Below are 26,277 nucleotides of genomic sequence, written 5' to 3'. Positions count from 1 at the left end.
TTAAATAATACTGAAATATAAAGAATAGAAATAATTAAGATTTTACTCAGAAAACTATTATATAATGAAATAGAAGACATACAGATTACACAAATACTGTATGTCTTCTATTTCATTATATAAACATATTATTATTTCATCAATTTAACAAGGACAGCCTTTTGTGCATGTAATCTATTTTCAGATTCATCAAAGATTGAATTTGCATGTTCTTCTAAAACTTCAGCTGTAATTTCTTCACCTCTATGAGCTGGAAGACAGTGAAGCACCATTACATTTTTATCAGCTACTGCCATTAAATCTTTGTTTATTTGGAAGCCTTCAAAAGCTTTAGCTCTTATTTCAGCTTCTTCTTCATGCCCCATACTAGCCCAAACATCTGTGATTAATACATCAGCATCCTTAGCAGCTTCAGATGGCGAAGTAGTTACTGTAAAGTTAACTCCTTCCTTTTCTGCAATTTCTTTTGCTCTATTTAAGTATTTTTCAGATGATGTATAATCTTTTGGTGATGCAACTGCAAAGTTCATTCCAACTTTTAAGCAACCGATCATTAAAGAATTTGCCATGTTGTTACCATCGCCTATGAAAGCAACCTTTAATCCTTCAAGAATATTTTTATTTTCTCTGATTGTCATTAAGTCAGCTAACACTTGGCATGGATGTTCATCATCTGTTAAACCATTAATAATTGGAATTGATGAATATTTAGCTAATTTTTCAGCTTCTGTATGAGAAAATGTTCTAATCATTATACATTGTATAAATCTTGAAAGAACTCTTGCAGTATCTTCAATTGGTTCGCCACGACCTATTTGTAAATCCTTATCACTTAAGAATAATGAATTTCCGCCTAATTGATACATACCAGCTTCGAAAGAAACTCTAGTTCTAGTAGATGATTTTTCAAATATCATACCTAAGCTTTTGCCTTTTAAGTGATGATGCTCTATACCATGTTTTTGTTCATATTTCAATTGATCTGCTAAATTTAAAATATCTAAGATTTCTTCTTTAGAAAGATCATCCATTTTTAATAAATCTTTTTTCATATATGCCCCCAAAAATAATTTATTCTTCTATCTTAGACAAAATTTCAAGAATAATATCTAATCCTATCTTTAATTCTTTTTTAGTTATAACAAGAGGTGGAAGAAGTCTTACAACATCCTTTCCAGCTGTTAATACTAATAGTCCCTTTTTTATAGCTTCTTTTTGAACTAATGCTGGATCACATTTTACTTTTATTCCAATCATTAATCCCATACCACGTACATCTACAATCTGAGGATTTTTAGCTTCTTCTAAAAGTTCTTTTACATAAGCACCTCTATTAGATATCTTTTCAAAAGTTTTTTCATTGCAAAGCTCATCAAGAACAACTAAAGCACCAACACATACAACTGGATTAGCTCCAAAAGTTGAACCATGATCACCTGGCTTAAATACATCAGCTACTTTAGAAGAGCAAAGTATTCCACCTATAGGAAGTCCAGCTCCAAGACCTTTAGCAACAGTAACTATATCAGCTTCTACATCAAAATTATTATATCCAAACATTTTACCGGTTCTACCTATACCACATTGAACTTCATCAAATATAACAAGTACATCTTTTTCATTACATATTTTAACTACTTCTTGGACAAATTCTTTATATAGTGGAATTACTCCGCCTTCTCCTTGAATTGCTTCTAGCATTATAGCACAAACTTCATCTGTAAGCTTTGCTTTGAAATCTTCCAAGTCACTTGCTTTCACATAATCAAAGCCTTCAGTAAAAGGAAAGAAGTATTTATGAAATTTTTCTTGTCCAGTTGCTTTTAAAGTAGTTATTGTTCTACCATGAAAAGATTGCATTAAAGTAAGAATTGTACTTCTTCCAGCACCATATTTATCATAACTGTATTTTCTAGCTAATTTAATTGCACCTTCATTAGCTTCAGCACCGGAGTTACTAAAAAATACTTTGCTCATATTAGCTTTTTCAGTTAATTCTTTAGCGAGTTTTACACTTGGTTCAGTGTAAAATATATTTGAGACATGAGCAAGAGTTTTTAATTGTTTGCTAGTAGCTTTAACCCATTTTTCATGACCATATCCTAAGCTACTAACACCAATACCACTTGTAAAATCTAAATATCTATTTTCATCTGTGTCATAAAGGTAAATACCTTCACCATGAGTGATTACAGGATCTAAACGACCATAACTATTTACAATATGCTCTTTTGCTTCATTAAAATCATATGACATAAAATTACCTCCCATATAAAATAATTAGTAAATCATTGTCCCAATTCCTTCAGGAGAGAACAATTCTAAAAGAATAGAATGGGGAATACGTCCATCAATAATAAGTGCTCTTTCAACACCCATTCTGATTGCTTCAACGCAACAATCAATTTTAGGAATCATACCACCTTTTATTACTCCTTCTAAACATAACTTAGGAATTTGATGTATTCTTAAAACACTAAGTAATGAGGATGGGTCTTTTGGATCCATAAGAACTCCAGGTACATCAGTAAGTAACATTAATTTTTCAGCTTTTAGAGCAGCAGCAATTTTTGATGCACATATATCAGCATTAATGTTATATGGTTTATTATCTTCTTCACCTAAAGCAATGCTACCAACAACAGGAATGTAACCAGAACTTATAGCCATTTTTATAACTTCAGTATTAACCTTAGTTATTTCACCTACATAACCTAAATCAACATCAGTTTTTAATTTTCTAGCTTTAAGAAGAGAACCATCCATTCCACATAAACCAATAGCTTTGCCACCAAATTTTTCAATTAAAGAAACTAAGTTCTTGTTTACTTTTCCTCCAAGAACCATTTGAACTATATCAATAGTATTTTCACCAGTATATCTTAGACCATTAATAAATTCGCTTTTTTCACCTAATCTATTTAAAAAATCTGAAATATCTGGTCCACCACCATGGACAACAACCGGTTCAATACCAACACATTTCATTAGGATAATATCATTTATAACTGTTTCACGAAGTTCCTCACTTATCATTGCATTTCCACCATATTTTACTACTATAATTTTGCCGTAGTAACGTTGTATATAAGGCAATGCATGAACTAAGACCTCAGCTCTTTCGTTAATATTCAATTTAAAACCCCCAATATTCAATTGATAATTGACAATTGTGCATTGTCAACTGTCAATTAGTTTAACTTCTATAGTCTCCATTTATTTTCACATATTCATAACTTAGATCACAACCCCAAACATAAGCACTATAGTCACCTAAGAATAAATTAACTTTAATAATTATTTCATTTTCACTTAAGACTTCCTTAGCTTTATCTTCATCAAAAGGTAAAGAACTACCAGCTTCACAAACTTTTATAGAGCCGGCAGGGCTTTCAAAGGAAACATCAACTTTCTCAGGATCAAAATCAATTTTTGTATATCCTAGAGCACATAGGATTCTTCCCCAGTTTGCATCACTACCAAACATTGCAGTTTTTACTAAACTAGAATTAATAACACTTTTACCTAAAACAACAGCATCTTCTTCAGTATTCGCACCGATTATTTGACATTCTAATAATTTTGTAGCACCTTCACCATCTTTGGCAATGTTTTTAGCCATAATTGTGTTTAATTCAGTAAGAGCTTTAAGAAAAGCATCATAGTTTTCATCTTTTTCAGTTATAGTGGGATTTTCAGCTAAGCCATTAGCTAAAATTAATATCATGTCATTAGTACTTGTATCACCATCAACACTAACTCTATTGTAAGTAACAGTAACACTTGACTTTAAAGCTTCATCCAGTAATTCTGGAGAAATAGAAAGGTCAGTTGTAAGAAAGGAAAGCATCGTTCCCATATTTGGTTCAATCATTCCAGAACCTTTTGCCATTGAACCTATAGTAACTTTTTTGTCTCCTATGTAAAATTCTAATGCTAATTGCTTTTTGAATGTATCAGTAGTCATAATAGCTGAAGATGCATCATCAAATCCTTCTTTTGATAATTTTTCAGTAAGTAGAGGAATACCGTCTTTAATAGCATCTATATTTAAAGGAACTCCAATTACTCCTGTAGATGCAACTAAAACATCATCTGCTTTTAACTTTAATTCTTTAGCTTGCAATGAAGTCATCTTTTCTGCTTTATGTAAACCATCATCACCATTACAAGTATTTGCATTACCACTATTTATAATTATTGCTTGTGCTTTTTTATTAGTTAAATGCTCTTTTGTAATATAAATAGGAGCACCTTTAACTCTATTTTTAGTATACATTCCAGCAGCTATAGCTGGTACTTCAGAATAGATTAAAGCTAAATCCTTTTGTAAATTATTTTTCTTTAATCCACAGTATATACCTGAAGCTAAAAAGCCATTAGGAGCTGTAACTCCACCATCTATATATTTTATATTCAAATTTATAACCTCCTTAATTTAACTTAAAATGCTGGTGCAATTAAGTTTAATCCTTCTGTTTCATTAAAACCTAAAATGATATTCATATTTTGGATCGCTTGTCCTGCAGCACCTTTAATCATGTTATCTATTGTACTTACAACTATGATTTGATCTTGCCTATGGTTTAAATGTAATGAGATAAAACAATCGTTTGTTAATCTTACATTTTTTATTGAAGCAGTTTCTCCAAGAGGTAAGATGTTAACGAAAGGTTCATCTTTATAACAGTCCACATATATTTTATGAATTTCTTCAATATTTACTTTATTATTTGGAGTACAGTAAATAGTTGAAAGTATACCCCTATTTATTGGAAGTAAATGAGGTGTAAAAGTTATACTTACTTTATCATTTGCCATAGTAGATAAGGTTTCTTCAATTTCAGGTGTATGTCTATGAGCTCCAACTTTATATGGTGCAAAGGTTTCATTTTCTTCTGGAAAATGAGTATTTAAAGTTAAGCCTCTTCCAGCACCTGTAGTTCCAGATTTTGAATCACAAATAATACCATCTAATTTAATTAATGAATTTTTAAGTAGTGGCATTAAGCCTAATTCTATAGTTGTTGGATAGCAACCAGGGTTAGCAATTAAAGAACAGTCTTTAATTTTTTCTTTATTCAATTCTGGAAGTCCATAAACACTGTTTACATGTATGTCAGGTTGTGTAAATTTCTTACCATACCATTCTTCATATTCATCTTCATTAGATAATCTAAAATCGGCACCCATATCAATACAAATCTTTTTATTGTCAATTGCCTTTTTAGCAATATCTTCACTTAATCCATGAGGAAGGGCAGTGAAGATTACATCACATTTTTCAACAACATCATCAGCAGATTCACAAACTAAATCTGTTTTATTTAAAAAGTTTTTATATACGTTACTAATTTCTTGTCCTGCAAAAGAAACTGAGCTTAATGCAGCAACTTCAACTTTTGGATGAGATAATAGTAATCTTAATAGTTCCGCACCAACATATCCTGTAGCACCGATTATTCCGATCTTAACCATCTTTTAATTAGCCCCCTTAATTTATTAAGTATTATATTTCAATTGTCTATAAAATTTCATAAGAGAAACTTGATAATATAAATTTCATAGACAATTGAAATTTTAATGTGCCTTAAAGAAGAAAATTTCAATTTCTTCTTTAAGACTTATAATTATTTTATTTATTTAGATTCATTTATAAAGTTTTCTAATGCAGCAATTTGCATTTTAACCGATTCAGTAGAAGGGCCACCAATAACTTTACGTTCTTCTACACAAGTTACTAAATCTATTGCATGATAGACGTCTTCCTCAAAGATAGGAGAGAAGCCTTTAAGTTCTTCAAGAGTTAATTCTTCAATCATCTTGTTTGCCTTTATACATTCAAGAACTATTTCTCCAACTACTTCATGAGCATTTCTAAATGCCATTCCTTTTTTTACTAGATAATCAGCTACATCAGTAGCATTAGTAAAGCCAAGACCAGCACCTTTTCTCATGTTATCCTTTTTAACTTTCATAGTTTTAACCATTCCACAGAAAGTTTTAAGTGAAAGTGTAACAGTATCTAATCCATCAAAAAGTGCTTCTTTATCTTCTTGCATATCTTTGTTATAAGCAAGAGGAATGCCCTTCATAACAGTAAGTAAAGTCATAAGATCTCCATAAACTCTTCCTGTTTTACCTCTAACTAATTCAGCAACGTCTGGATTTTTCTTTTGAGGCATTATACTACTACCAGTACTATAGCCGTCATCAAGCTCAACAAAACTAAATTCATTAGTACACCAAAGGATTATTTCTTCTGAAAATCTTGATAAATGCATCATTATCATTGAAAGACAAGAAAGTGTTTCAATGGCATAATCTCTATCAGATACAGAATCTAAACTATTTAATGTAACCTTTGAAAAGCCAAGATCACGAGCAACAGATTCTCTATCAACAGGATAAGTAGAAGTAGCTAAAGCTCCAGAACCTAGTGGCATTTCATCTACTCTCTTATAACAATCAGAAAGTCTTCCAAAATCTCTTTTAAGCATTTCAGCATAAGCTAAAATGTGATGAGCAAATGTAATTGGTTGAGCTTTTTGCATATGAGTATATCCAGGCATTATTGTATCTATGTTTTCTGTAGCTTTTTCTAAAAGAACTTTTTCTAAATCTATAATATCTTCTTTTAATCCTACAATTGCCTTTTTTAAATATAATCTTAAATCTAAAGTTACTTGGTCATTTCTACTTCTGCCAGTGTGAAGCATCTTTCCATTTTCACCAATGTAATATGTCAAAGTACCTTCAATAAAACTATGAATATCTTCAGATGTTTCATCAATTTCAATAGCACCACTATCAAGTCTCTTTAAGATTTCAAGAAGGCCAGAAGTAATTCTATCACTAGCTTCTTTTGGTATTATATTTTGATTTCCAAGCATTGAAGCATGAGCAAGACTACCTTCAATATCTTCTCTATACATTCGTGAATCAACATTTATAGAAGAATTAAAATCATTAACTAATTTGTCAGTACCCTTTTTGAATCGTCCGCCCCAAAGCTTCATTATATACCCTCTTTCTTAATTTTTTCTTGCATTTTAGATCTAACAACTGATGGAAGACCAAATAGATTTATGAATCCAGCAGAATCCTTTTGATCATATACGCCGTCTTCTCCAAAAGTTGCATATTCTTCACTGTATAATGAGTATGGTGAAGTCATACCAGCATTGACAATATTACCTTTATATAATTTTAATTTAATTTCGCCAGTAACTGTTTCTTGAGTTTTTGTAACAAATTCAGATAATGCTTCTCTAAGTGGAGTAAACCATTGTCCGTTATATACTATATCAGCAAATTTTAAAGCAATTTGTTCTTTATAATGTGAAGTTTCCTTATCTAAACAAAGTTCTTCTAAATCTTTATGAGCTTTGTAAAGGATAGTTCCACCTGGAGTTTCGTAAACGCCTCTTGATTTCATACCAACAAGTCTGTTTTCTACCATGTCAGTAAGACCAATAGCATTTTCTCCACCAACTTTATTTAATGCATCTAATAATTCAACACTGTTCATTTTTTGTCCGTTTAAAGCAACAGCATTTCCTTTTTCAAAAGTTAAAGTGATATAAGTTGGTTCATTTGGAGCAGCTTCTAGTGTCTTACAAAGTTCTAAAATTTTATCATATTGTGGTTCATTTTCAGGAAATTCTAAATCTAAACCTTCATGACTTAAGTGCCAGATATTTTTATCTTTACTATAGTTTGTTTCACGATTAATTTTTAATGGAATATTTTTAGATTCTGCATAATCTATTTCATCTTCTCTTGATTTAATATCCCAAATTCTCCATGGAGCAATTATTGGCATCTCTGGAGCAAATGTTTTAACTGCTAATTCAAATCTCACTTGGTCATTTCCTTTACCAGTACATCCGTGACAAATTGCATCTGCACCTTCAGCTTTAGCAATTTCAGCTAATCTTTTCCCAATTATTGGTCTAGCAAATGAAGTTCCAAGTAAATATTTTCCTTCATATATAGCACCAGCTTGAATAGTAGGGAATATATAATCATCAACAAATTCTTGTGTTAAATCTTCTATATATAATTTTGATGCTCCTGTCTTTAATGCTTTTTCTTCCAATCCATCTAATTCATCCTTTTGGCCTACATTACCACAAACAGCTATAACTTCACAGCCGTAAGTGTCTTTAAGCCATGGAATGATAATTGATGTATCTAGTCCTCCTGAATAAGCTAAAACTACTTTGTTATATTTTGTCATTTTAAAAGCCCTCCTCAATAAATATGTAAAATATAAATTAAATTAATATAATTTTCTAAGTTAATGTACTGTTTATAATTATACAATTTAATAAAACAATAATCAAGTAGTATTAGTGATAATATTCATAAAACATAAAAAATATACATAAAAACATAAATTTTATGCATGAAAAATTAATTTTTATGCATATAATATTATAAATTTTAATGTTGTAATGATTATGTATATTTATGAAACATTAAAACTTAGGAATATGAAAGAAATAGACCTAGAATACTGACTTGTTATTAAGTATTTTTGTTATTACTAAAGTATATTTTCTAAAGTTGGGATTTGTAATTTTTTTATGTGATCAGCATTATATTTTACTAAGTGCAGCGATGCATGAGCTTCTGTTTCATCTTCATGGACTAAGTATGTTGATAATTTTAATGCTTCATTTAGTAAATTATCAAATTCTTGATGATTAAGATATATAGATGTTATTAAATTTTTCTCTTCAATGGAGTTTAACAACTCAAGAGATTGATAATAGGCATCTTCAATCTTGCCACCTGTAATTTTAAGTTCTATATCTTCGCATTGTGTTTTAATATTATTGCATAAATTAATAATAGAGTTATTTAAAAAGAATATACATATAATAATGGAGAGAAAGAGAAGTACAGATAGTAGTGCATTTCTCATTATTTATCCTCCTTTTCATATTTATCAAAAAGTTGAAATTTAAATTTGCCTTCAGTGTCGTATGAAGCTATTAATACGTGTTTTATTGATGAAATATTATGGTTTTTAAGTAAATTAAGTATCCACTTCTCATCTTTATTCATAGAAGTTAATGAATTTCTATTTATTTTACCATCAGAAATTAATACCCTAGGCAATTTAACTTCAGTTTTTTTAGATGCTAGATTCTCTGAACTGGACTTTTGAGAGGAATTATAATCTACAGGCAAGATGGACATTTGCCCATCATTTTCTAATATTGCATATTGAATTTCATCAAGATTGAAATAATTTGCAAGTCGTAATTCTTCTAATAATTCATCAATATTTAATTGTTGTTTTTTTAAAGTTGAATAATTGATTTTCCCTTTACAAATTAATATACAAGGTTCTCCATCCACAAGCTTTCTTGTAAATTGAAATTTTAATCCTATCTGTGTTAAAACTGTTTTCAAAAATAATAAGGTTATTATAGGAATAATTCCTTGTAATAATGGTAATCTTGCATCTTGCATGGGTAAGGAAGCTAGATCAGAAATCATAATTGTTATTACAAATTCATAAGGTTGAAGTTCACCTATTTGCCTTTTCCCCATTAATCTCATTGTTAATACAACTAATAAATATAAAATTGCAGTTCTAATAGACACTACAAACATAAAAAACCACCTCAAAAATTAATATTTGCAAAAACAAAATTAATATACACACCTTAGAAAAAAGCAGCTATGCTGCAATTAAAATCATTTCACCTTAGAAAAAAACTTTTATCCTTTTTAGTAAAATTGTATATAATATATTTGAAACTATTTAATGATATAAATAAATAGAATGATTAAATTATTTAAAATAAATATGACTTATAACTAAATTGAGAGGAAAGGTTTTAAATTATATGATTAATAAAGAGTTCGAGTCAAAAAATAATATTATTAAAGCTAAAAAGGGAATAACATTTTATAATTTAATTATTGATAATTATAAAGATAAAGTTAAAGATGTGGCTATATGCAAGCTTAATGGGAAATATTATGAATTAACTGAAGTTATAAAAAGTGATGGAGATGTAGAACTCATAGGCTTTGATACAGAACTTGGAATAAAAATTTATGCTAAAACGTTACAATTTATTTTTATTAAGGTAGCTTTAGAATTATTTTCAGAAGCTAAAATAACCATAGAGCATACTATAAGTAAGGCAGTATATGGTGAAGTTCATAAAGAAATTCCGTTAAATAAGGATGATATTAATAAAATTAAGACAAGAATGCAAGAAATAATAAATAGTGATGTACCAATAAAGAGTATTATGACTTCAAAAGAAGAGGCTATAGAAATTTTTAAAAATTACAAAATGAATGATAAAGTTAATCTTTTAAAGTATTGTGATGTAAAGGATGTACATCTTTATGAACTTGAAGGAAGATACGATTATTTTTATGGACATATGGGATATTCTACAGGTATAATAAAAAAATTTAATGTATTTAATTATGAATCAGGATTTATTTTGCAAATACCCTTAAGAAAAAAATTAAATGAACTTCCTGAATTTAAAGAACAAAAAAGCTTAACTAAGATTTTTATAGAAGCACAGAAGTGGCTCAATATATTAGGGATAGAAGATGTTGGAGAATTAAATGAAAGAGTTATTAATAATGAATTGAGAAATATAATTATGGTTTCGGAAGGTCTTCATGAAAAGAAGATAGCTAATATTGCAGATGAAATTTTGAATAAAAGAGATGTAAAAATTATACTTATTGCAGGACCATCTTCTTCAGGAAAGACTACTTTTGCTAATAGATTAAGTATACAACTGAGGGTAAATGGATTGATACCTACTCCATTATCTTTGGATAATTACTTTGTAAATCGTTTAGAGACACCTAAAGATGAGAAGGGTGATTATGATTATGAATCAATTAATGCTTTGGATTTAAAATTATTAAATAAAGATTTACAACAACTAATGAATGGAGAAGAAGTTGATCTACCGATTTATAATTTTAGAACTGGAGAAAAGGAATGGCATGATTATAAAGTTAAAATACCTAAAAACGGAGTATTAATACTTGAAGGAATTCATGGATTAAACCCAAAGCTAATTTCAAGTGATCTAAACAGTAATTTATTTAAGATATATATTTCAGCATTAACCCAATTAAATATAGACAATCATAATAGAATTTCTACGACTGATGTAAGAAAAGTAAGAAGAATAGTTAGAGATTCATTATCAAGGGGATACAAAGCAGAGGACACTTTAAAGATGTGGGATTCTATAAGAAAAGGAGAAAAAAAGAATATATTTGTTTATCAAGAAGAAGCAGATGTTGCATTTAACTCCACATTAGTCTATGAGCTTGGAGTATTAAAGACGCATGCATTAAAAGAATTAAATAAAATAACTGAGGAAAGTCCAGTGTATTCCGAAGCTATAAGATTAAAAGCTTTATTAAGCTTTTTTAAAGAAATTGATATTGAGGAAGTACCAAAGAATTCACTTTTAAGAGAATTTATTGGCGGATCGGCTTTTTATGAATATTAAAATAATGCATACATTCTAATATGGAAAAATTTACACAATATATGTTTTCGAAGAATATGATTGTAAAATGTGAATCGAATTTTTTTACTCCATAGCAGATAGTTCTTGAAATAGCAAAACTATCTGCTATTTTTGTTATATAATATTAAATTTCAATAATCATAGAAAAGCAAAGACATAGGGCTTAAATAAATGAAAAACTTATATAAACATGAATTGGCATATAGCATTTAATACATCTATAAGTTTTATGACTAATACCAATTTACAAGACTACACAGGAGAATTAAATCTAACTAATCTTTCTCAAATGATTGTAATTATATTTATGATGTTTACATCTGCTGCAACAGGATTTGCTGCAAGTGGGGAATTTATTAAAGGAATTACAGGGAATGAGTTAGGGGATTTTTATAAGGATTTAATAAGAATAATAACAAGATTATTGTTACCTGTATCAATAGTTATGATATGGCAGGGGGCACCACAAACCTTCCAGGCTCATAAATTTGTACAAATATTAGAAGGTGGTACATAAACTTTAGCTTATGGACCAATTGCAGTGCTAGAAAGGATTAAACAGTTGGGAATAAATGGTGGTAGATTCTTTGGTGCAAATTCAGCACATCCATTTGAAAATCCAACTCCATTCACTAATATATTAGAAATATTATTAATGATGTTTACACCAGGGGCATACTTTATTTTCGCTTGTTACTACTGCCTTTACAACAGGCTCTGTAAACAACATGCATGATTCTTTAACACCAATAGGCGGAGTAATTACCATGTGGAACATGATGCTTAATGTGGTTTTTGGTAGAAAAGGTGTAGGTTTTATGAACTTAATTATATATGCAATGTTAGCAGTCTTCATATGTGGACTCATGGTAGGCAGAACTCCAGAGTTCTTGAGAAGGAAAAGAAATGAAACTTATGGCAGCTGTAATTCTGATTCATCCAATATTAATATTATTGCCAACAGCATTAGTAGCAGCAATAGGACAAGCTATACCACTCTCGCTGAAAGTATCAATGCAACTAATAGAATGGCTTAACTGCAAAAGTCAAGCCATTATTATTTTTTATAATTATTTAACATATTCATAATAAGGTAGTTTAATTGTAATTCCTGTTTCATCAAATTTATAATTTGTACCATTGAGAGGATAAGCGCCAGAGACTAGATTCATTCCTATGGTATAGATTGCGTTTGCATGAGCACGTGGATCTTGCACAACAGTACCCGTCATAACACCTTGTTTAATTAATTCTTGAGCTTCTGGCAAAGCATCAACTCCAACAACTGGAATATATTTTGAGCTAGCACCTTTATTGTATCCATATTTCTGAAGTGCTTTAATAGCACCTATTGCCATAGCATCATTATTGGCAATTATTGCTTCAATTTTACCATCAAGCGTTAATAAATTTGATTCCATTGCAGTTTTAGCACATTCTTCTTCCCAATTACAAACGACTGATAAAAGCTGCTGTGTTTTTATTCCTGCCTCATTAATTGTTTGAATGGAATACTTAGTTCTTGCAATTGTTTCTGGACTATTAGCTGGCCCTTTTAACATAACATATTGCATTATATTATCTTGATTTTTATCTAAATTTTCTTTATTAGCATTCCACGTATCAACAAGGATTGTACCTTGTCGAATCCCAGATTCATTAATATCTGTATCAATAATAACAGCGTTATGGTAAGGTTTAAGAAAATTTACTATTGGTGTAGTTTGTGCGTAGTATAGAATTAATGGAATATTTTTCTGTTCTATTTCATTAAGAATACCTTTAAGGTTATCTATGTTAGTACTAACTGGATTTAATATAAGAAGGTTAAAGTCTTGATTAAGTGCTTGATCAATACCTTGATTTTGGACAACTTGATTCCCTTTTGCATCAAAAAAAGTAAATTGAACTTTATTTTCATTTTCTTTTTGAATATCCTCTAAGTTTTTTTTGACATTAGAAATGAATTGATCGTTAAAATCATTTAAGAATACAGCTACTTTAAGTGGATTTTGAGGACTAATATCTGGACTAGCATATGCAGTATTTTTAATACTATGCAATAATAATATAGAGATAAAAGTAAGTGATAATATCTTTTTTAATATCTTCATTTTAACCCTCCATGCATATTTGTTGAATTGCAATATTTAGTATTAGGTTATCATTTGATCTAAAATTTATTCGTATTATAGGTAATATCGTATAAATATAAAAACAATAGTATAAAAATCATTTTAAATTTATTTATAATTTGGAATATACAGAAGGGAATACATAAATTAATATCCTAAACCATATCTATTCTAAGGTATATTACCATATATATTCTTCAGAATATGCGGGGAAAATGCGGATTTAGGGGATTCACTCAAAAAAACACCTCATGAAAATTGATGGTTCACATCAGTTTTCATGAGGTGTTTTTTTCTTTCACGTGCCTTATATTGAATTATAAGGAACTACAATTATTTGAATATCCTTAGCTTGTTCCAAAAACTTATTAGTTGTAGATCCTCTAAAAAGTCTTTGGAACTTAGTACGTTTTGGATGCTCTATAACAAGTTTGGTTACATGTTTTTCATGGGCAATTTGCAATAAGGTTTTAGAAACTGAAGTTCCTTCTAATTTTATAACTGTACCGTTAAGCTTTTCAGCCAATTCTATATTACTATTAAGCCCATTAATTATTTCAGGTCATAAGTGTTGATTAACCCAAAAAACGGAAATAAAAATATATAAAAAATGAGGTCATTCTGTAGTAATATTAAAGTGCAAACAAAAACAATACTAAGGAGAATGCCCTCATGAAAAAATACTACCACTATATTTGATATATTTCAGTTCATCAGGTGACTGTCACCCTTGCAACCCTTGCACATTGGATGTAAAAACGCTCATTTATAGTATATCTTCTAATATGGAAGAATTTACACAATATATGCTTTCGAAGAATATGATTGTAAAATGTGAGCCGAGTTTTTTTACTTCATAGTAGATAGTGGTTGAGATAGCAAAACTATCTGCTATTTTTGTTATATAATATTAAATTTCAATAATCATAGAAAAGCAAAGATATAAGGCTTAAATAAATGAAAAACCTATATAAATATGAATGTAATCAGCTGATATTACGGAAAATAACAAATAATTCACTTAAATCATATTGTTTAACTAGAACAGTGGAAGTATAATTCAGTTCATGGTTAAATTTTAATTTTAGGGGTGATTACATGGAATGGCTATCTTTAGTTATACTCATAGGATTATTTGTATTAATATCAATTTACATTGGTAAATACATGTACAATATTTTATTTAAAACAAAGTCATTTGTGGATCCAGTTATGGACAAGGCTGATAATGTTATATATAAAATAGCAGGAATAGAAGACAAAGAAATGAATTGGAAAGAATATATAAAGGCGTTACTTACAACTAATATTGTAATGATAGTTATAATTTTTATATTACTTATGGTGCAGCAATTTATTGTAGGAACTATAAATCCTAATCTTAACATGAATTGGCATACAGCATTTAATACAGCTATAAGCTTTATGACTAATACAAATTTACAAGACTATACAGGAGAATTAAATCTAACTAATATTTCTCAAATGATTGTAATTATATTTATGATGTTTACATCTGCTGCAACAGGATTTGCTGCAAGTGGTGCATTTATCAAAGGAATTACAGGGAACGAGTTAGGAAATTTTCATAAGGATTTAATAAGAATAATAACAAGATTATTGTTACCTATATCGATAATTGTATCAATAATTATGATATGGCAGGGAGTACCACAAACCTTGCAGACTCATAAAGTTGTACAAACATTAGAAGGTGGTACACAAACATTAGCTTATGGACCAGTTGCAGCTTTAGAAAGTATTAAACATTTAGGAACAAATGGTGGTGGCTTCTTTGGTGCTAACTCAGCACATCCTTTTGAAAATCCAACTCCATTTACTAATATATTAGAAATATTATTAATGATGTTTACACCAGGGGCATACTTTTATGTATTTGGAAAGGCAACTAAAAACAAAAAACAAGGAGTTGCATTATTTTCAGCAGCATTAATTTTATTCATAGCAGTTATTCCAATAATGTATCATTTTGAATTTTTGGGCAACCCAGTTATGAATAATATTGGGATAACTAATACTTTAGGTAACATGGAAGGCAAAGAAGTAAGATTTGGAATGTTTGATTCATCTTTATTTTCGGTTGTTACTACAGCATTTACAACAGGCTCAGTAAACAATATGCACGATTCTTTAACACCAATAGGAGGAGCAATTACCATGTGGAACATGATGCTTAATGTAGTTTTTGGTGGAAAAGGTGTAGGGTTTATGAATTTGATTATATATGCAATGCTAGCAGTTTTCATATGTGGACTCATGGTAGGTAGAACTCCAGAGTTTTTGATAAGAAAAATCGAAGGAAAAGAAATGAAACTTATGGCAGCTGTAATTTTAATTCATCCAATATTAATATTATTGCCAACAGCATTAGCAGCAGCGATAGGACAAGCATCCTTAAGTGGATATCATGGATTATCACAGGTCCTATATCAATTTACTACTTCGGCAGCAAACAATGGTTCAAGATTTGAAGGGCTAACAGATACAACCGTATTTTGGAATGTATCAACAGGTATAGTAATGTTTTTAGGTAGATATGTTTCTATGATATTATTATTAGCTTTAGCAGGATCAATGAAAGAAAAGAGATTGGTAGCTGAAGGAGCAGTATCATTTAGAACAGATACATCCTTATTTGTAGGGGTGTTAATAGCAGTAATTATAGTAATTGGAGCATTAACATTTTTACCAGTACTAGTACTTGGACCTGGTGCAGAATTCTTGACAATATGTTGATTGGAGGAGTAAGAAATGAAAAGTAGTAAAAAGAGCTTTATTACAAATAAAATGCTTAAAAGTGCTATAAAAGATTCTTTTAAAAAGTTAAATCCAAGGGATATGATTAAGAATCCAGTAATGTTTGTAGCATATATAGGTATGATAATTACAGCAATTTTAACATTATTTCCTCAAATAGCAGGGGGAAATGGAAAAATATATAATGGGATAGTTACAGTAATTTTATTTGCAACAATAGTGTTTGCTAATTTTGCAGAAGCTATTGCAGAAGGTAGAGGTAAAGCACAAGCTGATACTTTAAAATCAACTAAAAAGGATACAAAGGCAAAGCTTTTAAAGTCTGATGGAAGCTATACTATAGTAAATGCATCTGAACTTAGAAAAGGAAACATAGTTTTAGTTGAAGCAGGGGACATGATACCTAATGATGGTGAAGTTATTGAGGGACTCGCATCAGTTAATGAATCAGCAATAACCGGTGAATCAGCACCAGTTATTAAGGAAACAGGTGGAGATTTTTCCTGCGTTACAGGAGGTACTACAGTAGTATCAGATTGGATTAAAGTGGAAATTACATCAGAACCAGGAGAGTCATTTTTAGATAAGATGATTTCCCTTGTTGAAGGTGCTTCAAGGAAGAAAACTCCAAATGAAATAGCACTTTCAACTTTGCTTATAGCCCTTACAGTAATATTTTTAGTAGTAATTATATCCTTGTATCCAATAGCAAGTTTTGTAGGAGTAAAACTTGAAGTTTCAACTTTAGTTGCATTATTGGTTTGCTTAATACCTACTACAATAGGAGGTTTATTATCTTCAATAGGAATAGCAGGTATGGATAGAGTTACAAGATTTAATGTTATAGCAATGAGTGGTAAAGCAGTAGAGGCTTGTGGTGATGTTGATGTAATGATATTAGATAAGACCGGAACTATTACATTTGGTAATAGATTAGCAGCTGATTTTATACCAGTTGAAGGAGTAGCAAAGGATGAAATAATAAAATATGCCCTTATAACTTCTATTAAAGATACAACTCCAGAAGGAAAATCAACAATAGAACTTGGACAAAAGCTAGGCTTTCAAATAGATGAAAAAGAATATGCACAAGACGAATTTATAGAATTCACAGCTCAAACTAAAAGTAGTGGAGTGAATCTTAAAAATGGAGAGAAGATTAGAAAAGGTGCTACGTCAGCAATCATGGAATTTGTCAAAAATAATGGTGGTACTGTTCCTAAAGATTTAAAAGAAAAAGTAGATGGAATATCTAAATTAGGTGGAACTCCATTAGTTGTAGCTAAAGATGATAGAATTTATGGAGTGATCTATTTAAAAGATACAGTAAAACCAGGGCTTACAGAAAGATTTGTAAAACTTAGAGAAATGGGAATAAAAACTATAATGTGTACAGGGGATAATCCATTAACAGCAGCTACAATTGCTAAGGAAGCTGGTGTGGATGAATATATAGCTGAATGTACACCAGAAGATAAGATTGAAGCAATTAAAAGAGAACAAGAAATGGGAAAGATTGTTGCAATGACTGGTGATGGAACTAATGATGCACCAGCACTTGCACAAGCAAATGTTGGAATTGCAATGAATTCAGGAACTATAGCAGCAAAGGAAGCAGCTAATATGGTTGATTTAGATTCTGATCCAACTAAGATATTAGACGTAGTAGGAATAGGCAAACAGCTTTTAATAACTAGAAGCGCGCTTACAACATTTTCAATTGCTAATGATGTAGCTAAATATTTTGCGATAATACCTGCTATGTTTATGATAGCAATTCCTCAAATGCAAATATTAAATATTATGAGACTATCTAGCTCAAAATCAGCTATAATAGCAGCATTAATATTTAATGCAATAATAATACCACTTTTAATTCCAATAGCCCTAAAGGGTGTTAAGTATGTCCCTATGAAACCTGAAAAAATATTAAAGAGGAATTTAAGTATATATGGTCTTGGAGGAGTGTTAGTACCTTTCATTGGTATTAAGATAATAGATATAATAATAACACCATTATTAGCCTTATTAGGTATGTAGGAGGAACAGATTATGAATGAATTAAAAAAAGCAATAAAATTAACTTTAGTATTAATAGTAATTTGTGGTCTAGCTTATCCACTACTTATTACAGGAATTGGACAAGTATTATTTCCAAGCCAAGCAAATGGAAGTGTAATAACTCATAATGGAAAAGAAGTTGGTTCAAAACTTATTGGACAACAATATAATGATGATGGTAATTTTGTAGGCAGGATATCAGCTGTAAATTACAATACTTCAGCTGATGGGAAAGAAATTGATGCCACATCAGGCTCAGAAAATTTAGGACCAACAAGTGATGTTTTAAAAGAAAGAGTTGAAGGAGATATTAAATCATTTTTAGAGAAGAATCCAACTTTATCTAAAGAAGATATATCATCAGAACTTATATCACAGTCAGGTTCAGGACTTGATCCAGATATAACTCCGAGTGGTGCTAAGATACAAATAGATAGGATATCAAAGGCGACTGGAATTTCAAAAGACGATTTAAATAATTTAATTGATGAAAATACAAAAGGAAAATGGCTAGGATTGTTTGGAGAAGAACATGTTAATGTATTAGAATTAAATATGTCAGTAGATGATTTGAAAAAATAAAATAATAAGATGATTTCTGCATTGATGGAAATCATCTTATTTGACATTGATAAGAAATACAAAAATGATAAAATAGAGATAATAGATTATTATGAAATTAATGTTAAAGTTGAAAACTTAAATTTATATTTAAATGAATAGCTTAAATTTGAATGTTATATGTAGGACTAGGAGGAATGAATTGTAAATGATGTCTATCAGCATAACCGTAATTTTAATAGCAGTAATTTTAATAGCACTTATTTTTGCACTTTCGAATGGGCTGCATGATGCAAGTTCTGTAGTTGCAACTTGTATTGTTTGCGGTGCAGCAACGCCAAAGCAAGCAATTGGAATTGCATCAGTTTTTGGAATGATTGGTTCTATTTTCGGTGGAAGTGCAGTAGCGGATACTATCTCTAAGGTGATAGATTTACCAGTGAATACTTCGATACTCACAATACTTTTTGCAGCAATTATGGGAGCAGTTATATGGAATTTAGTAACTTGGAGATTAGGATTGCCATCAAGCTCTACACATGCTTTGATAGGAGGAATTATTGGATCAGTATGGGTATCTTCAGGTTATAAACATATACTATGGGGCTGGAATGAACTAATTGGTGGACAGCATCAACTCACTGGAATTGTGAAAGTAGTTGCAGGTTTAATAATTTCACCGATGCTTGGATTTATAATTGCGTTTATTCTTCAAAAAGTTATGAAGGTGTTACTAAGAAATGCAAAATTTACATTAAATAATACTTTGAATAAGCTGCAATTAGGAATAGCGGCAGCACTTGCCTACAGTCATGGTGCTAATGACACTCAAAAAATAATTGGAATAATAACATTAGCACTGATGGCAGGAAAGGGTATAGCTACAACACCACTTTGGGTAAGAATAGCTGGCGGACTTGTAATGTTTATTGGAACAATGCTTGGAGGATGGACAATAATGAGAACTATCGGTAGAGGAATATTTAAAATAAGGGTTATTCATAGTGTAAACTCTCAATTAGCTTCTTCAGGGTCATTACTATTGGCTACTTTTATTGGAGCACCTGTTTCTACTACTCATGTAGTAGTTGGTAGTGTTATGGGAGTTGGTGCAGCTGACGAATATAAAATGGTTCATTGGGGTGTAGCAAAGGAGATTATTTTAGCTTGGTTTATTACAATACCACTATCTGCGGTAGTTTCTGCATTGATATATAGTTTATCTGATTTTATTTTCAAAGTAATATAAAGTGAGGGCAGGGAATATGGATAAAAGAAATGTTTTTGATAGGTTTTTTCCAGTAAAATATGATTTTTACGGAATGTTAAATAAACAGGCAGAGCTTAATATGTTAGGTATTCATATGTTACATAAATGGTTGAGTAGTAGATCAAAGAATGAAAAGAAAGAACTTCTACAGTATGTTAAAGAAGCAGATGAAGTTAGATTGGATATGGAAAGTAAACTGATAGAGGCGTTTATAACACCTTTTGATAGGGAAGATATTTATTCTATTTCCGTTGAAATGGATAAGGTAATTGAGTTTGCTAAATCAACATTAGAATCAATGGAAGCATATGAAGTGGAACCAAATGATGTCATTATTAATATGGTCGAAAAGCTTAAGGAAGGTACGGATTTTCTATTTGAATCCTTAACAATATTGGAAAGCAATCCAATAAAATCGCAGCAAAACATTATAAAAATGAGGGAAACATATGTTGAAGTAGAACAGCTTTATCGAGATGGAATGGCTGAATTGTTTAAGTGTAATGATCCAATGCATGCTCTTAAACAAAGAGAAGTGTACCATCATATAAAAGATGCCTCAGCTTATTTAGAATATACTGTTGATATATTTCACAGGATAATTGTAAGAAGAGTATAATTTGGGGAGTTTTTTTATTATAAGTAATCCATATAGGCTGCAGAATTATATAAAAAAGCTTATTATTTAACTTTCAATTATCCATCAAATCTACACAATCTGTAGATTTAATGTTGTATATAAAAAAGTTGTCCTAATAATAAATTATAAGGACAATTGTATAAATATATAAATTGACTGTGAAATTAAATACTATTTAAAATTAAGTATCTATTTTTCAATTGTAATAGCTATTTCACCACTACCAATTACTGCAATGCGATCATCATCTAAGATAGTACCTAAGTTTACAGGATCATTTACAGTATTAAATTTTTTATAAAAAACTTCATTGCCACTAGGATCAATTATAATTAGACTCATAGTGGTGTTTGGTGTTGTAAGCATAGCTGTAGCTTTAACTTGTGGCGTATTTGTAATGTCATAGACTCCTTCTTTATAGGTATTTGACTCAAAAATTGCTTTTGGGGTTTCTGTTAAAGCAATTGTAAATATTAAGAAAACTATTAAAAATTTTTTGAAATTCATTGTATACACCTCACAATATTATATTTTGTTTACTTTGATAAAAATATACAATGAAAGTCATATATGCGATATTGAAATTGTTGGAAAGTAATGAATTGTAAAAGGACCATAGGTAATGCACAATACTAATTTAATTTTAAAATGCTTAGTGTTTTTTATTAATTATATGGCTAAAATGTTATTAAATCACCTAAAAAAGGTGAAGATTATTCTTATTTAAATAGAACTGTTACTATTATAATGAATCATAAGGAACTATAATTACTTGAATATCTTTGGCATGCTCTAAAAACTTATTGGTAGTAGATCCTCTAAAAAGTCTTTGAAGTCTAGTACGTTTTGGATGTCCTATAACAAGTTTGGTTACATGCTTTTCGTGGGCAATTTGTAATAAGGCTTTAGAAACTGAAGGTCCTTCTAATTTTATAAATGTCCCATTAAGTTTTTCAGCTAATTCGATATTACTATTAAGCCCATTGATTATTTCAGGTGTTTCTTTAGGAGACATAAAATGAGTACAATTAACATAAACAACATACCAAGGGCATTTATACGTTTTAGCTAATCTAGCACCAAATCGTATCAATCGTTTAGATTTTGGGTTAGAGGAAATTGATACCATAATTTTCTCGGAAGTATACCAGTTATCATGAATGTCATGTTTGTTTTTATATTCCTCTAAATCTTCATCAACTTCATCTGCAATTTGCCTTAGGGTTAATTCTCTAAGAGCGCTAAGGTTACCAACTCTAAAAAAGTTTTTAAGTGCTGATTCTATTAGATAAGGTTTGTATATATTACCTCGTTCTAATCTTTTTCTTAGAGCTTCAGGGGGCATGTCTATAACAACTACTTCAGCATCAGCAATAATGTTGTCAGGAATAGTTTCATTAACACCTATACCTGTTATTTGTTTTACAATGTCGTTAAGACTTTCTAGATGTTGAAGATTAACAGTTGAATAGACATTAATACCAGCATCTAATATTTCCAATACATCTTCATATCGTTTCTTATTCTTAGATCCAGGTGCATTAGTATGAGCTAACTCATCAACTAATACTAACTCAGGTTTCCTTTCTATTATAGCTTCTACATCCATTTCTTTTAATGTAATTGAATTATAGGTTATTTCTTTTAAAGGAATTACAGGTAAATTTTTAAGCTGCTTAATTGTCTGTTCCCTTTCATGGCTTTCAAAATATCCTATAACTACATCTTTTCCACGTTCAAACCTTCTATTAGCTTCATTTAACATGGTAAAAGTTTTGCCTACTCCTGGGGCATATCCCAAAAATATCTTAAGATTACCTCTAGTTTGTTTTCTATATTCTTTTAATGCTTCTTCGGGGGTAATTCGTTGTTTTTCATCAAAGTCCATATAAATCACCTGGGCACATTCAAAAAATAACAAGTCATATGCTAGTCTATTTCGCGTTTTTGATTTGTTATTTTCTTTCACATGCTTTACTTCAAATTTTTTAATTCTTCAGAGAATTTTATAAATAAAGTTCCTTTTTCAATTTCACCTTTTGATATTAATAAATCACCAAATTTTTTATAAGCCAGAGGATCTGTAGAAATAACGTTATTTGATAAATCTATATGTTCTTTAAGTGATTTATTATTTGATGTGTAAGGAACAGATAGGTTGTTATAGTCAGGAAATATTTCATCTAGTATCTTATGTATTGTATTGGCGGTGAATGGTTTTTGAAGATAAGCCATTGCACCAAGTTTAGTAGTTGTGACTGCATTTTTTATTGTTGCAAAGGCAGTCATTATTACTATATTAAATTCATAGCCATCTTTTCTAATTTGTTCAAGAAGAGCAGTACCACTCATTGTTGGCATTTTAATATCAATAAAGGCAATGTCAAAATCTATAACAGATATTAATTCTAGTGCTTCACTGCCATTACTAGCACAATGCACTGTAAATCCTGAATCTTTTAAGCAATGAGATAAAAGAATTCTTATATTCTTTGTATCATCAACTATTAATGCAGTTTTCATAAGAAATCCTCCTGTAGTAGGCACATTAAAGAGAATAATAAATTAGCATGCGACTTGCTATTTTTTTAATATGCCTTAATAAATTTATACTACTTTAGATTAATTTTTTTATCAATAATAAATACTTTGAGTAAAGTAGATTATATTAACAAAAACAAACGCAATAGGAAGGAGATTTAAAATAACGGTCACTAAAAGTATGGATTATAAATTAACAAAGAATTATGGGAGTTAGATAATGCACTATAAGGTATAATATAATTTAATAAGTATGTTAGGCACGTGAAATAAAATAAAAAGTCAAAGATTCAATGTATATTTTATCTTGTTATTTTTTGAATGTGTCTTATAGGGAGGATAAAAATGATAAAGAGCATAAAATCTAAGATTTCTCTAATTTTAATAGTATTTATATTATTAACCATAGGGAACAGCTTTGTATCAATTAACTTTTTTAATAAATTACAAAAATCTATAGATTCAATAATGCATGCTAATTATGATAGTGTAGTTTATGCTCAAAATATGAATAATTCATTAGAAAGGCAAGATAGTTTAGAACTTTCTTTTATCTTTGAGAATAATTTAGAACTTTTACCTGAGTATGAATTAAATCATACTAATTTTTTAGAGTGGTTAGGTAAAGCTAAAAATAATATCACAGAAGAAGGGGAACAGGAGACTATAGATTTAATTGAAAAAAATTATACTGATTATACAACTAATGTTGAAATATTAATAAGTATTAAAAAAAATCAAGGAGGCAATGAAGCAAGTAAATATTATTATAGTAATGTTTTTCCAAAGTTTAAAGATGTAAAAGAAAATTGCAATACTCTTTTAGATATTAATCAAAAATCAATGATAAATATGAAAGAAAAATCAAAAGAATTAGTGACTACAGCGAAAAAATTTACACTAGGAATTGCTGGAGTGGCTCTTATAATAGGAATTTCTATAATAAGTTATTTACTACGAAAGATTATACATCCAATTGAAGATTTAGCAATTGGAATAAATAAGGTATCAGAAGGAAATTATGAATATACGATTCCATTAAGAAGAGAAAAGGAAATTAATTTTATATTTGATTGCTTTAATAACATGGTAGAGAAATTGAAAGAATATGATAGGTTAAATGTAAATAAAATTTTAAGAGAAAAACAAAGAACTGAAGCAATAATAGAAAGCATAAAATCCCCAATAATAGTTACAGACGATAAAAATAAAATAATAATGTTAAATCAGTCAGCTGAAAGATTATTTGACGTGAAAGAAAAGAAGGTTATTAACAGAAAGTTTTTAGATGGAATTAAAGAAAAAAAGATATTTGATATGATACAGGAGGCACGCAATTCCATTGAAGATTATAAAGCTTTTGAGGACATAGAGCTGGGAAATAATCAGCATAAGGACTACTATAGAATAACAATAAGTCCTATTTGGTTTACTGATATTGAGAATTTAGGAGCTGTTACTATTATGCAAGATATAACAAAATTTAAAGAATTAGATGAAATGAAAACAGATTTTATATCAAATGTATCCCATGAATTTAGAACTCCTTTAACATCCATTTGTATGGCAGTTGGATTACTTCGTGATAGAAATGTAGATATTAATGATGATGAAATGGAACTATTAACAATAATAAAAGAAGACAGTGATAAATTAGACAATTTGGTTGGTGAATTATTAGATTTATCCAAAATGAAATCAGGGAAGATTGAAATGGAGATAAGGGATATAGATATAAATGAGGTTATATCTCAAATAAAAAGAGCATTTAAAATTCAAATTGAAGAGAAGAATGTAACATTGAATATTGATACTAATCGAATAGTAAAAAAAGTAAAAGCAGACATAAATAGAATATCCTGGGTAATAGCAAACTTACTTGGAAATGCTTTAAGATATATTAAAACTGATGGTACGGGAATTATAGAAATAAAAGCAAGAGAAGTAAACAATACGATGTTAGTATCTATTTGTGATAATGGAGAAGGAATTGCAGAAGAGTACCAAGAATTAATATTTGAAAAATTTATGCAAATAAAAGATAAGAATGGAGAGACAACTGGAAGTTCAGGATTAGGGCTTGCTATATGTAAAGAAATTGTAAAGGCTCATGGTGAAGAAATATGGGTAGATAGCACGGTTGGAGAAGGTAGTTTATTTTACTTTACACTTAAATCCGGAGAAGCATTATGATTTATAGAAATACTTTTTGAGGGTACTAATTACTCAAGGAATTTAGGCTATGTTGATGCTAAATTAATAAAATCTTATCTGTTTTGAATATGTCTTAACTAAATATGTGTTATGATAGCAATAATGTCACATTCTATTATTGCTACAACATATAAGTATATCTTCTATTTGATTTTAGAATATATACTTGTAGGTAGAAAAACAGGATAACCTAACGTAAAACAGTATTTACCATATATACAATAATATTGATGAACATAAATATTTAATCATTGAATAATTGATATTTATATAATAAAATAAATTAAGATTCATAGTTTTAATCAATATTTACCTAATCAAAATTCATTATATTGAATAAAATACCATTCGTATTATTCAAATGAAAAAATTTATTTTTTACGAGGTTATCCTAGTAGAAAAACATATAAAGAAATCATAATCTTTATTACATCTTTAGCTATAGTTGATGATTGAGGGCTATTATCATAATTGATATATTTTATAATAATATATATTAAACTAAATATAACTAAAAAATTTATTTTGGGGGGC

The 26,277-nt window shown here is 29.5% G+C and carries 21 protein-coding genes and 1 pseudogene; 8 read left to right on the top strand and 14 right to left on the bottom strand.

All coding sequences use genetic code 11. The annotated features are described in order from the left end of the window. Nucleotides 1–131 precede the first annotated feature (131 nt). The 9 genes from argF to LLF98_RS06305 form a co-directional block, all read right to left on the bottom strand. Nucleotides 132–1,052, bottom strand: a complete 921-nt coding sequence (argF, locus tag LLF98_RS06345; RefSeq protein ID WP_291701973.1) for an ornithine carbamoyltransferase — start codon at nt 1,050–1,052, stop codon at nt 132–134. Between the two features lie 19 nt (nt 1,053–1,071). Continuing rightward, the gene (locus LLF98_RS06340; protein ID WP_291701971.1) at nt 1,072–2,256 is read right to left on the bottom strand and encodes an aspartate aminotransferase family protein; all 1,185 of its coding nucleotides are present in this window, start codon (nt 2,254–2,256) and stop codon (nt 1,072–1,074) included. 24 nt (nt 2,257–2,280) lie between these two features. Beyond that, nucleotides 2,281–3,135, bottom strand: coding sequence for an acetylglutamate kinase (argB, locus tag LLF98_RS06335; protein WP_291701969.1), 855 nt, complete (start codon nt 3,133–3,135; stop codon nt 2,281–2,283). A 61-nt stretch (nt 3,136–3,196) separates the two neighbouring features. Next, nucleotides 3,197–4,420 (bottom strand): bifunctional glutamate N-acetyltransferase/amino-acid acetyltransferase ArgJ, encoded by a 1,224-nt coding sequence (gene argJ, locus LLF98_RS06330; RefSeq protein WP_291701967.1) that lies wholly within the window; start codon nt 4,418–4,420, stop codon nt 3,197–3,199. Between the two features lie 23 nt (nt 4,421–4,443). Continuing rightward, nucleotides 4,444–5,478, bottom strand: a complete 1,035-nt coding sequence (gene argC / locus LLF98_RS06325; protein WP_291701965.1) for an N-acetyl-gamma-glutamyl-phosphate reductase — start codon at nt 5,476–5,478, stop codon at nt 4,444–4,446. 161 nt (nt 5,479–5,639) lie between these two features. Beyond that, nucleotides 5,640–7,019, bottom strand: coding sequence for an argininosuccinate lyase (argH, locus tag LLF98_RS06320; RefSeq protein ID WP_291701963.1), 1,380 nt, complete (start codon nt 7,017–7,019; stop codon nt 5,640–5,642). After that, the gene (locus LLF98_RS06315) at nt 7,019–8,242 is read right to left on the bottom strand and encodes an argininosuccinate synthase (protein ID WP_291701961.1); all 1,224 of its coding nucleotides are present in this window, start codon (nt 8,240–8,242) and stop codon (nt 7,019–7,021) included. The genes argH and LLF98_RS06315 overlap by 1 nt, the downstream gene beginning before the upstream one ends. 309 nt (nt 8,243–8,551) lie before the next feature. Continuing rightward, nucleotides 8,552–8,932, bottom strand: a complete 381-nt coding sequence (locus tag LLF98_RS06310; RefSeq protein ID WP_291701960.1) for a DUF4363 family protein — start codon at nt 8,930–8,932, stop codon at nt 8,552–8,554. Beyond that, complete coding sequence (locus LLF98_RS06305; RefSeq protein WP_291701958.1) at nt 8,932–9,630, bottom strand: DUF421 domain-containing protein; 699 nt, start codon at nt 9,628–9,630, stop codon at nt 8,932–8,934. Before LLF98_RS06305 ends, LLF98_RS06310 begins: the two co-directional genes overlap by 1 nt. 236 nt (nt 9,631–9,866) lie before the next feature. Between LLF98_RS06305 and LLF98_RS06300 the strand changes: the two genes are divergently transcribed. Beyond that, nucleotides 9,867–11,522, top strand: a complete 1,656-nt coding sequence (locus LLF98_RS06300) for a nucleoside kinase (RefSeq protein ID WP_291701956.1) — start codon at nt 9,867–9,869, stop codon at nt 11,520–11,522. Nucleotides 11,523–11,745: 223 nt separating this feature from the next. Beyond that, nucleotides 11,746–12,512: pseudogene (locus LLF98_RS06295) on the top strand (potassium-transporting ATPase subunit KdpA); the annotation flags it as partial. Nucleotides 12,513–12,613: 101 nt separating this feature from the next. On the opposite strand, the gene LLF98_RS06290 reads toward LLF98_RS06295, so the two are convergent. Then, a complete protein-coding gene (locus tag LLF98_RS06290; RefSeq protein ID WP_291701954.1) occupies nt 12,614–13,657 on the bottom strand; it encodes a galactose ABC transporter substrate-binding protein in 1,044 nt (347 codons plus the stop codon). A 328-nt stretch (nt 13,658–13,985) separates the two neighbouring features. After that, a complete protein-coding gene (locus tag LLF98_RS06285; RefSeq protein ID WP_291701952.1) occupies nt 13,986–14,204 on the bottom strand; it encodes a universal stress protein in 219 nt (72 codons plus the stop codon). Between the two features lie 572 nt (nt 14,205–14,776). Here LLF98_RS06285 and kdpA point away from each other — a divergent pair. The 5 genes from kdpA (at nt 14,777) to LLF98_RS06260 (ending at nt 20,967) form a co-directional block, all read left to right on the top strand. Then, nucleotides 14,777–16,435, top strand: coding sequence for a potassium-transporting ATPase subunit KdpA (gene kdpA / locus LLF98_RS06280; RefSeq protein ID WP_291701950.1), 1,659 nt, complete (start codon nt 14,777–14,779; stop codon nt 16,433–16,435). A gap of 15 nt (nt 16,436–16,450) precedes the next feature. Further along, nucleotides 16,451–18,496: a potassium-transporting ATPase subunit KdpB gene (gene kdpB / locus LLF98_RS06275; protein ID WP_291701948.1), complete on the top strand. Its 2,046-nt coding sequence runs from the start codon at nt 16,451–16,453 to the stop codon at nt 18,494–18,496. 12 nt (nt 18,497–18,508) lie between these two features. Further along, nucleotides 18,509–19,099, top strand: a complete 591-nt coding sequence (kdpC, locus tag LLF98_RS06270) for a potassium-transporting ATPase subunit KdpC (RefSeq protein ID WP_291701946.1) — start codon at nt 18,509–18,511, stop codon at nt 19,097–19,099. Nucleotides 19,100–19,286: 187 nt separating this feature from the next. Then, a complete protein-coding gene (locus LLF98_RS06265; RefSeq protein WP_291701944.1) occupies nt 19,287–20,327 on the top strand; it encodes an inorganic phosphate transporter in 1,041 nt (346 codons plus the stop codon). Between the two features lie 16 nt (nt 20,328–20,343). After that, nucleotides 20,344–20,967, top strand: a complete 624-nt coding sequence (locus LLF98_RS06260; protein ID WP_291701942.1) for a DUF47 family protein — start codon at nt 20,344–20,346, stop codon at nt 20,965–20,967. A gap of 210 nt (nt 20,968–21,177) precedes the next feature. Here the strand turns inward: LLF98_RS06260 and LLF98_RS06255 are convergent, their stop codons facing one another. The 3 genes from LLF98_RS06255 to LLF98_RS06245 all read right to left on the bottom strand — a co-directional run bounded on the left by LLF98_RS06255 (nt 21,178) and on the right by LLF98_RS06245 (nt 23,511). Next, complete coding sequence (locus LLF98_RS06255; protein WP_291701940.1) at nt 21,178–21,495, bottom strand: hypothetical protein; 318 nt, start codon at nt 21,493–21,495, stop codon at nt 21,178–21,180. Nucleotides 21,496–21,730: 235 nt separating this feature from the next. Continuing rightward, nucleotides 21,731–22,876, bottom strand: a complete 1,146-nt coding sequence (locus LLF98_RS06250) for a universal stress protein (RefSeq protein ID WP_291701938.1) — start codon at nt 22,874–22,876, stop codon at nt 21,731–21,733. Between the two features lie 86 nt (nt 22,877–22,962). Further along, the gene (locus LLF98_RS06245) at nt 22,963–23,511 is read right to left on the bottom strand and encodes a response regulator (RefSeq protein ID WP_291701936.1); all 549 of its coding nucleotides are present in this window, start codon (nt 23,509–23,511) and stop codon (nt 22,963–22,965) included. Between the two features lie 363 nt (nt 23,512–23,874). Here LLF98_RS06245 and LLF98_RS06240 point away from each other — a divergent pair, with 363 nt between their 5' ends. After that, complete coding sequence (locus LLF98_RS06240; protein WP_291701935.1) at nt 23,875–25,722, top strand: ATP-binding protein; 1,848 nt, start codon at nt 23,875–23,877, stop codon at nt 25,720–25,722. Nucleotides 25,723–26,277: the final 555 nt, after the last annotated feature.

The organism is Clostridium sp., assembly GCF_021372645.1.
Lineage (GTDB): Bacteria > Bacillota > Clostridia > Clostridiales > Clostridiaceae > Clostridium.
The sequence above is the reverse complement of the archived record's forward strand: the minus strand, read 5'-3'. Positions and strand labels throughout refer to the sequence as shown.